The 9301-nt window shown below is 67.5% G+C and carries 10 protein-coding genes; 8 read left to right on the top strand and 2 right to left on the bottom strand.

The annotated features are described in order from the left end of the window. From DBR10_RS13010 to DBR10_RS12990, 5 genes are all read left to right on the top strand, one after another. Positions 1 to 743, top strand: a 743-nt coding sequence (locus DBR10_RS13010) for a hydrolase (protein WP_233243403.1), incomplete at its 5' end; no start/stop codon positions are given. Continuing rightward, a complete protein-coding gene (locus DBR10_RS13005) occupies positions 743 to 1747 on the top strand; it encodes an arginine N-succinyltransferase (protein ID WP_108505693.1) in 1005 nt (334 codons plus the stop codon). The genes DBR10_RS13010 and DBR10_RS13005, both read left to right, overlap by 1 nt. Next, positions 1744 to 3198 (top strand): succinylglutamate-semialdehyde dehydrogenase, encoded by a 1455-nt coding sequence (gene astD / locus DBR10_RS13000; protein ID WP_108505694.1) that lies wholly within the window; start codon positions 1744 to 1746, stop codon positions 3196 to 3198. Before DBR10_RS13005 ends, astD begins: the two co-directional genes overlap by 4 nt. Beyond that, complete coding sequence (gene astB / locus DBR10_RS12995; RefSeq protein ID WP_108556400.1) at positions 3195 to 4535, top strand: N-succinylarginine dihydrolase; 1341 nt, start codon at positions 3195 to 3197, stop codon at positions 4533 to 4535. The genes astD and astB overlap by 4 nt, the downstream gene beginning before the upstream one ends. 5 nt (positions 4536 to 4540) lie before the next feature. After that, the gene (locus DBR10_RS12990) at positions 4541 to 5038 is read left to right on the top strand and encodes a GNAT family N-acetyltransferase (protein ID WP_108489756.1); all 498 of its coding nucleotides are present in this window, start codon (positions 4541 to 4543) and stop codon (positions 5036 to 5038) included. Here DBR10_RS12990 and phhA read toward each other — a convergent pair. Further along, positions 5035 to 5910, bottom strand: coding sequence for a phenylalanine 4-monooxygenase (gene phhA, locus DBR10_RS12985; protein WP_108505696.1), 876 nt, complete (start codon positions 5908 to 5910; stop codon positions 5035 to 5037). The two genes, DBR10_RS12990 and phhA, sit on opposite strands and share 4 nt — an antisense overlap. An 81-nt stretch (positions 5911 to 5991) precedes the next feature. Next, a complete protein-coding gene (hspQ, locus tag DBR10_RS12980) occupies positions 5992 to 6321 on the bottom strand; it encodes a heat shock protein HspQ (RefSeq protein ID WP_108505697.1) in 330 nt (109 codons plus the stop codon). A gap of 159 nt (positions 6322 to 6480) precedes the next feature. Between hspQ and DBR10_RS12975 the strand changes: the two genes are divergently transcribed. The 3 genes from DBR10_RS12975 to DBR10_RS12965 all read left to right on the top strand — a co-directional run. Continuing rightward, the gene (locus tag DBR10_RS12975) at positions 6481 to 7608 is read left to right on the top strand and encodes a Ppx/GppA phosphatase family protein (protein WP_108490363.1); all 1128 of its coding nucleotides are present in this window, start codon (positions 6481 to 6483) and stop codon (positions 7606 to 7608) included. Beyond that, the gene (locus DBR10_RS12970; protein WP_108505698.1) at positions 7605 to 8315 is read left to right on the top strand and encodes an RlmE family RNA methyltransferase; all 711 of its coding nucleotides are present in this window, start codon (positions 7605 to 7607) and stop codon (positions 8313 to 8315) included. Before DBR10_RS12975 ends, DBR10_RS12970 begins: the two co-directional genes overlap by 4 nt. After that, positions 8312 to 9301: potassium channel family protein (locus DBR10_RS12965; RefSeq protein ID WP_108556399.1), on the top strand; the 990-nt coding region annotated here is incomplete at its 3' end. The genes DBR10_RS12970 and DBR10_RS12965, both read left to right, overlap by 4 nt.

The raw sequence follows: 9301 nt of genomic DNA, 5'->3' as shown, positions 1-9301 counted from the left end.
CGGCTCCGATCCTGAGCCAGTTTGCCCGACTGGGCCATGTGGGCCTGACCTATGAGCCGGCCCTGGCCGATGGGTCCCTGGCCTCGTCGCGCAAGGGCTCGGGCAATTTCCACATCGTGGTCCACGGCAAGGCCGCCCATGCCGGGCGTGATTTTGCCGCCGGCCACAATGCGGTGATCGGGGCGGCCCGGATCGCCGAGGCCCTGCACGGTCTGAACGGCCGCCGGGACGGGGTGACGGTCAACATCGCCCGCATCGACGGCGGCTCGCCGCTGAACATGGTCCCCGACGTCGCCATCGCCCGGTTCAACGTCCGCTTCCCGGATGCGGAGGCGGCGGCCTGGTTCGAAGCCGAGGTGGCCCGTATCGTCGCCGAACCGCGCCATGGACTGCATGTGCACCTGCACGGCCTGATTACGCGCGGCGCCAAGCCGTTCAACGCGGCCCAACAGGCCCTGTTCGGGGCGGTCCGGGATGTCGGGGCCATGCTGGGCCAGGATATCGCGTGGAAGCCCTCGGGCGGAGTTTGCGAAGGCAACAACCTGTTTGCCTCGGGCCTGCCCAATGTCGACACCCTCGGCGTTCGTGGCGGCGACATCCACAGCGAGGCCGAACACGCCTGGCCTGAAAGCTTCGTCGAGCGCGCCCAGCTTTCCGCTCTGATCCTGATGAAACTGGCCAGCGGCGAGATCGACGGACGGTCGATCCACGCGGCCATGACTGCCCCCCTGGAGACTGCTTGATGCTTGTTGTCCGTCCCGCCGGTCCTTCCGACATCGACGCCCTGATGGAGCTCGCCATTCTCTCGGGGCGCGGCTTCACCAGCCTGCCCGAGGATGAGCAGACCCTGCGCTCGCGGCTTGACCTGTCGGCCGCCAGTTTCCGGGCCGAGGTTGCGGCACCCGAGGCCTGGTACACCCTTATGCTGGAGGATCTCGAGGCCGGTGACGTGATCGGCGTCGCCGGCGTCAAGGCCGGGGTCGGGCTCAAGCGCCCGCACTTCTCGTTCCGGGTCGTGACCCTGGCCCAGTCTTCACCGACCCTCGACAAACGCTTCGACCACCGCGCCCTGGTGCTGGTCAATGAGTGCGCCGGCTGGTCGGAGGTCGGCTCGCTGTTCCTGCGTCCCGAGCGTCGTAAGGGCGGGGCAGGGCGTCTGCTGGCCCAGTCGCGTTACATGCTGATCGGTCTGGAGCCCCAGCGCTTTGCGGAGATGGTGCTGGCCGAGCTGCGGGGCTGGTTCGACGAAGACGGGGGCTGCCCGTTCTGGGACCATGTCGCCAGCAAGTTCTTCCGGCTGAATTTCGACGAGGCCGACATGATGAGCGCGTCGACCGACGGCCAGTTCATCCTCGACCTGGCCCCCCGTCATCCGATCTATGCCGAACTCCTGCCGGAGGCGGCGAGCGCGGTGATCGGCCGCGTGCACCGCGAGGGCGAGGCCGCACGGGCCATGCTGGAGACCGAGGGCTTCCGCTATCAGGGCCTGATCGACATTTTCGATGCCGGCCCGACCGTCGCGGCGCGGCGCGATGACATCAAGACGGTCCGCGATGCGCGGCGCCTGCGGCTGAAGCTCGGCGAGGACGCCTATGGCGAGGAGGCCCTGGTGTCCACCGGCGAGATCGGCCAGTTCCGGGCCGTGCGGGCACCGGTCCTGATCGACGGCGAAACGGCGATCCTGGGGCGCGATGCGGCCCAGGCGCTGCGACTTTCCGAAGGCGACATGGTGAGAGTGAAGGCATGAGCGGCGGGGTATTTATCGACGGCGTCTGGCGTTCCGGCGCGGGCGGCGAGGCAGTCTCCATCGACCCGACCACGGGCGAGACGATCTGGCGCGAGGCCACGGCCTCGCAGGGTGATGTCGCTGCAGCGGTGGCGGCGGCCCGCAAGGCTTTTCCGGCCTGGGCCGACCGGCCGCGCGAGGAGCGCATCGCCATTCTTCGCCGCTACAAGGAGATCCTCGTCGAGCGGACCCAGGCCTTTGCCGAGGTCCTGAGCCGCGAGACCGGCAAGGCGCTCTGGGAAACCCGCACTGAACTGGCCTCTATGGCCGGCAAGGTCGACCTGTCGATCAAGGCCTATGACGAGCGCACCGGCGGGTTCGAGAACGCCATGCCCTTCGGCCGCGCCGTGCTGCGTCACCGCGCCCATGGGGTGATGGCGGTGCTCGGCCCGTTCAACTTCCCGGGCCACCTGCCCAACGGCCACATCGTTCCGGCCCTGCTGGCCGGCGACACGGTCGTGTTCAAGCCCTCCGAAGAGACGCCCTACACGGGTCAGTTTCTCGTCGAAGCCCTTGAAGCGGCTGGTGTTCCGGCGGGTGTCATCAACCTCGTCCAGGGCGGGCGGGAAACTGGTCAGGCCCTGATCGCCGAGGAGATCGATGGCCTGCTGTTCACCGGCTCGGCCCAGGCCGGGGCCTTCTTCCGGCGCTATTTCGCTGACCGGCCCGAAGTGATCCTGGCCCTGGAACTGGGCGGCAACAATCCGCTCATCGTCTGGGACGCCGGCGACGCCGAAGCGGCAGCGGCCCTGGTCGTGCAGTCAGCCTTCATCACGACGGGGCAGCGCTGCTCCTGCGCGCGTCGCCTGATCGTCTCGGACGATGCGGCCGGTGCTGCGGTGATTGAGGCCGTGGCGGCCCTGTCGGACCGTCTGACGGCCGGACCCTGGAACGGCCCTGCCGAACCCTTCATGGGCCCCCTGATCTCGGCGCGGGCCGCAAGCCTCGCCCGCGCCGGGGCCGAGGCCATGGGTGGCCGCAGGATCCGAACCCTGGGCGCGATCGACGGCCTCAGCGAGGCCTTCGTTTCGCCGGGCTTCGTCGACGTAACGGGGATTGATGTGCCGGACGAGGAGCTGTTTGCGCCGCTTCTGCAGGTGCGCCGGGTCGCCAGTTTCGAGGAGGCTATCGCGGCCGCCAATGCTACGCGCTACGGCCTTTCCGCCGGGCTTGTGTCCAATGATTCAGAGCTTTGGAGGAAATTCCTCAACCGCATCCGCGCGGGTGTGGTGAACTGGAACCGGCCGACGACCGGCGCGGCGGGGTCCATGCCGTTCGGCGGGCTCGGGGCTTCGGGCAACCATCGCCCCAGTGCCTACTATGCGGCCGACTACTGCGCCTATCCGGTGGCGAGTTTCGAAGCTGATGGGGTCCAGGATACGCTCATGGATATCAAGGGGTTGCGTCCGTGATTTCAGCTCAGGAAGCCAATTGCGACGGCCTGGTCGGGCCGACCCATTCCTATGTCGGCCTGTCGCCCGGCAACCTCGCCAGCCAGAAGAATGCCGGCGAGGTCTCCAATCCCCGCGGTGCCGCCCTCGAGGGGTTGGGCAAGATGCGGAAACTGGCCGACTGGGGCGTCCCCCAGTTCGTGCTGCCGCCGCATGAGCGTCCGGATGTAAGTCTCCTGAGCGCCTTGGGATTTTCGGGCTCTGATGGAGCTGTGCTCGAACAGGCCTGGAAGACGGCTCCGGCGCTTGCCGCTGCGGCCTGTTCCGCCTCGCCGATGTGGGCCGCCAATGCCGCGACGGTGACGCCCAGCGCCGATACGGCCGACGGTCGCGTGCACTTCACGCCGGCCAATCTGCTGACCAACCTGCACCGCAGTCTGGAAGGCCCGCAGACGGCCCGCAGCCTGCGCCGGCTGTTTGCCGATCCCGATCGGTTTGCCGTGCACGACCCGCTGCCGGCCCAGCCCTATTTTGCCGATGAGGGCGCGGCCAACCATGTGCGGCTCTGCGCGGAACACGGGGCCCCCGGGGTCAACCTGTTCGTCTGGGGCCGCGGGGCCTGGGAGCACTGGGACGGCCACTTTCCCGCTCGCCAGACCCGCGAGGCCTTCGAGGCGGTCGAGCGTCGCCATGGTACGGCCCGCGGCGTCTTCCCGCGTCAGGGCAAGGCCGCGATCAATGGCGGGGCTTTCCACAATGACGTCGTTTGCGTCGGGACCCGCGAGTGCCTGTTCTTCCACGAGCGGGCCTTTGAGGACCGCGCAGGCATGGAGGCCGAGGTTCGCGCAGCGGCGAAAGGCCTGTTCGAACCGGCCTTTGTCGAGATCTCTGAAGCTGACCTGCCGATGTCCGATCTGGTCGCCAGCTACCTGTTCAACTCGCAGCTGCTGGTGATCCCCGGCGAGGACCGGCTGGTGCTGCTGGCCCCGGCCGAGACGCGGGACAATCCGCGCGCCTTTGCCGTGGCCGAAAGCCTTGCCGCCTCGAACGGCCCGATCGGCCGCGTCGAGTATGTCGATGTGCGCCAGAGCATGCGTAACGGTGGCGGCCCCGCCTGCCTGCGGCTTCGGGTGGTGCTGACCGATGCCGAGCTGGCGGCCGCCAATCCGGCCCAGCGGTTTGACGCGGCGCTGCAGGCCCGGCTGGCCGACTGGATCGGACGCCGCTACCGCGACCGCCTGGCCCCCGCCGATCTGGCCGATCCGGCTCTGCTGACCGAGAGCCGTGAGGCCCTGGACGAGCTGACCGGCATCCTCAATCTCGGCAGTGACTTCTATCCCTTCCAGAGGACAGCGTGACCCAGGTGCCGACTCTCCGTCTGGCGACCCGTGACGACATCGAAGCGGTCGTCGCCCTGCATCAGGCTGCAGCGGCCAAGCCCGACGGCCTGGCGCGCCGGCCGGACGAGGTCACCCGCGACTATGTCGAACACGCGCTGACCGCTCCCGGTGCGGTGAGCATTGTGGCGGTCGGGCCGGACGGTTCGATCTGGGGCGAGATCCACGGCCGTCGCGAGAGCGTGGCCCTGTTCGCCCACGTCCTGTCCAGTCTCACCGTGGCCGTGCACCCGGATCGTCAGGGGCTGGGGATCGGGTCCAGTCTGTTCGAGGCCCTGATCGCCCATGCCCGGACGATGGATCCGCCGATCCTGCGGATCGAGCTGGCGGCGGGCGCGGGCAATCCCGGGGCTGTGCGGCTCTATGAGCGCCTCGGCTTCCGGCAGGAAGGCCGGCAGGTCTCGCGCGGACGCTATCCCGATGGTCGCCTCGAGGACGACATCCTGATGGGTCTGCTGCTTTAGGTCTGGGCCAGCCGTCCGCCGTTTGCGGCATAGGCCTGGCTTCCCCGGGTGAGTACGCTGTCGCCTGGAAGCATCTCGGCGATCCCGATGTCGGCAGCCCCCGCCAGGCGCTCATAGATCGGTGCGAAGTCCTGCAGCGTGACCTCTTGCAGGGTCTGGATCGAGTCGATGACGAAATAGGCCTGCTGGAAGTCGTCGATCCGGTAGGGGGTGCGCATCACCCGCTCGAGGTCAAAGCCGATGCGGTTGGGGGAGGTGTCCTCCAGGGCAAAGATCGATTCGCTACGCGACGACACGATGCCGGCTCCATAGATCCGCAGGCCCTGCGGGGTCTGCATCAGGCCAAACTCCACCGTGTACCAGTAGAGCCGCGCCAGGTTGGCCAGAACGCCGAGGTCGAGCGCCCGGCGCCCGCCCTCGCCATAGGCCTGCATATAGTCGGCGAAGACCGGATCGGTGAGCATCGGCACATGGCCGAAGACGTCATGGAAGATGTCCGGTTCCTGCAGGTAGTCGAGTTCTTCGGGCTTACGGATGAAACGGCCGGCGGGGAACCGGCGGTTGGCCAGATGGTCGAAGAAGACGTCGTCGGGGACGAGGCCGGGTACGGCCACGACACTCCAGCCCGTCAGGCGCTGCAGTTCCTCATTGATGCGGGCAAAATCCGGAATGCCGGCGCGGTGCAGGTCGAGCGCATCCAGACCCTTCAGAAAGGCGTCGCAGGCGCGGTCGCGGAGCAGGGCCGTCTGGCGCTCGTACAGGGTGATCCAGACCTCGTGCTCGGCCGGGCTGTAGGTCTCCCAGCCCTGGTCGATGGTCCAGTCGGCCCGGGCTCCGGGCGGGGGCGATGCGGAAAAGCCGTCTGCGCTCATGCGACGACGTTACGCCTCGTGCGTGGCAAATATCGTTCGGACTTTGCGCGAAATTGCGGTTTGTCCGGATAGGCCGTGCGTCTAGTGGGAAATTCGGGGTCGAAGCTTGTAGGCTCCGTCGTCGAAGGACTCGAAGATCACGGCTGTCTGCGGGTGCTGCACCGGCTCACCGGTCTCGTCGGCCAGCAGATTCTGCTCGGAGACATAGGCGACGTAGGTGTTCTCGTCGTTTTCGGCCAGCAGGTGATAGAAGGGCTGGTCCTTGGTCGGCCGGATATCCTCGGGAATCGACTCCCACCATTCGTCCGTATTGGCGAACACCGGATCGACATCGAACACCACGCCCCGGAACGGAAAGATCCGGTGCTTGACCACCTGGCCGATCGCAAACTTGGCGTGTCTCGAATTCATGCGGGAAACGATAGCAAAAGCACCTGACTGAAAGCTGAACGTAGGCTTCCGTCGTCTGATGACAAGGCTGAGCCTTCCGATGCGTCGGTCCCGTTGCTATGTTCGACCCTGAAGTGAGGTTCGCGATCTGCGAAACCTGCGAGACAAGGTGGAAAGACCATGTCGGAGGCGCCGAGTGCGCCCGACGCGTCGCCCTCTCCGGGTGGAGAGCGTGTGCGGCGTCGGCGTTCGCCGGTCGAGGTGTCGTGCTATGCGGCGCTCGATCTGGGGACGAACAACTGCCGCCTGCTGGTGGCCACGCCTTCGCCACGCGGTTTCCGCGTCGTCGAGGCCTATTCGCGAATCGTCCGTCTGGGGGAGGGGCTGTCGGCCAGCGGTCGCCTGTCCGATGCCGCCATGGACCGCTCCATGGCCGCGCTCAAGGTTTGCGCCGAAAAGATCCGCCGTCGCCGGGCCATCCGCGTGAAGGCCGTTGCGACCCAGGCCTGTCGCGGAGCTGATAACGGGGCAGAGTTCGTCCAGCGGGTCGCGGACGAGACCGGTCTGCGCCTGCAGATCATCACGCCCCGCGAGGAAGCCCAGCTTTCGGTGGCCGGCTGCATGAGCCTGTTCGACCGCGATGCCGAGGCGGCGCTGGTGGTCGATGTCGGGGGCGGCTCAACCGAGCTCTCCTGGGTCGACCTCAAGGGCGGGGGTCTTGACGCCAAGCCGCGCCAGTTCGCGGCGTGGAAGCTCCCCATCAAGGCCTGGCTGTCGATCCCGGTGGGGGTCGTGACCCTGGCCGAGCGCTTTCCCGAGGGCGAGCGGGCCGAGGCCGGCTGGTTCCGGGCCATGGTCGACGACGTTAAGGCCCGCATCGAGGGCTTCCCGCATGCCGAGCCGATGCGCGAGCTGTTCCAGCAGGACCGGGCCCATCTTGTGGGCACGTCGGGGGCCATCACCAGCCTTGCGGGTCTCCACCTGGGCCTGCCCCGCTATGACCGCAACGTCGTGGACGGGCTCTGGATGACCCGTAGCGACTGCGAAGCCGCGGCTGACCGGCTGCTGGGTCTCACCGCGGCTGAACGGGCCCTTGAGCCCTGTATCGGCAGTGACCGAGCCGATCTGGTGCTGGCCGGCGCCGCGATTCTTCAGGCCGTTCAGGAGCTTTGGCCATGTTCGCGGGTGCGCGTGGCCGATCGAGGGCTTAGAGAGGGGCTCCTGATGTCCCTGATGTCCGATCAGCAGCGACGCCCGCGCCGGCGTCGCCGTGGCGGTGCGTCCAAGTCCAAGCCGGTATCCGAATGAGCGACGAAGAACCGCCCCGCAAGCGAATGGTCAAGCCGCCGGTCGGTGGGCGTGACGAGGGGCGCACAAAGCCGGCGCGCCTGAAGAAGACCTATGGCCGCACGCCCAGCCAGCAGGCCTGGCTGGAGCGCCAGATCAATGACCCGTTCTCGGCCAAGGCCCGGGCCATGGGCTATCGCAGCCGCGCAGCCTTCAAGATCAGCGAGATCGACGAGAAGTTTCACTTCTTCAAGAAGGGCGCGCGGGTCATCGATCTGGGCTGTGCCCCGGGCGGGTGGCTACAGATTGCGGTCGAGCGGGGTGTGAGCCAGCTGGTCGGCGTGGACCTGCTGCCCGTCGATCCGGTCGCCCCGGCCCACATCCTGGAGATGGACTTCACCGACCCAACCTGCCCGCCGAAGCTGATTGAGCTGCTTGGGGGCGCGCCGGACGTGGTGCTGTCGGACATGGCTCCCAACACTGTTGGCCACCGCGAGACCGATCACCTGCGGATCGTCGGCCTTATCGAAATGGGGGCCGAGTTCGCCATTGAGGTGCTCAAGCCCGGCGGAGCCTTTGTCGCCAAGGCCTTCCAGGGCGGCGAAACTTCGGACGTGATCGCCCGCCTCAAGAAGCACTTCGACAAGGTGGTGCACTACAAGCCCAAGGCCAGCCGGGCCGACAGCTCGGAGGTCTTCCTGGTCGCAACGGGGTTCCGGGGGCGGTGAGCGGTTCGGGGCGCGCATGGTCCGGCCTGACCGCACGCCCGTTCCGCAACCTGCTGATCGCGATCCTGTTCGTCCTCGCCGTCGCGATCGCGTCGGTCGGGGGCTACATGGCCGCCGGATGGTCGTTCGGCGATGCCCTCTACATGGTCACCCTGACCATCTTCACGGTCGGCTACGGCGAAGTCCGTCCCATCGACGGCGCCTACTTGCATGGCGTGACCATGGCCACGATGCTGTTTGGCTGTACGGGCGTCATCGTCGTGACCGGAGCGCTCGTCCAGGCCCTGACCCAGTCCCAGCTCGAACAGTTTTTTGGAAAGCGCGTGGAACGCGACATCGAACGGCTCGACGGCCATATCGTCATCTGCGGCTTCGGCCGCATCGGCCTGATGCTGGCGGCGGAGCTGTCCGCGGCGGGCGAGACCTTTGTCGTGGTCGAGCGCGAGGAACCGCGCTGCCAGGAGGCGCGGGAGCTCGGCTATCTCTGTCGTCATGCCGACGCGACTGACGAGGACGTGCTCAAGGCGGTGCATGTCGAGCGGGCTCGCGTCCTGGCCACCGTCCTGCCGGATGATGCGGCCAATGTGTTCATCACCCTGTCGGCCCGCAGCCTCAATCCGACCCTGGAGATCATCGCGCGCGGCGAGCGCCCGTCGACCGAGCGCAAGCTGATCCAGGCCGGGGCCGACAAGGTGATCCTGCCCACCCATATCGGGGCCGAGCGGATCGCCGAGCTGATCCTGTTTCCCAAGTTGGCCCAGCAGATCCGGGATACGGAGACCGATGAGGCGGGTCTCAGCGAGACTCTGGCGGGGCTGGGGCTGGATCTCGGCGTTCTGGTGGCTCCGACCTCGTTCGGGGCTCGCGCCGTCACGGTCGCCGAGTTTGAACGGCGGGGCGGGGGAATCCTCGTCGTCCGCATCGATCGCGGCAATGGCGTGGTTCTGCAGCGCCCCTCTGCGGAGGAGGTTTTGCGCCCTGGGGAC

This window comes from Caulobacter sp. HMWF025 (genome assembly GCF_003060965.1).
GTDB lineage: Bacteria > Pseudomonadota > Alphaproteobacteria > Caulobacterales > Caulobacteraceae > Caulobacter.
The sequence above is the reverse complement of the archived record's forward strand: the minus strand, read 5'-3'. Positions and strand labels throughout refer to the sequence as shown.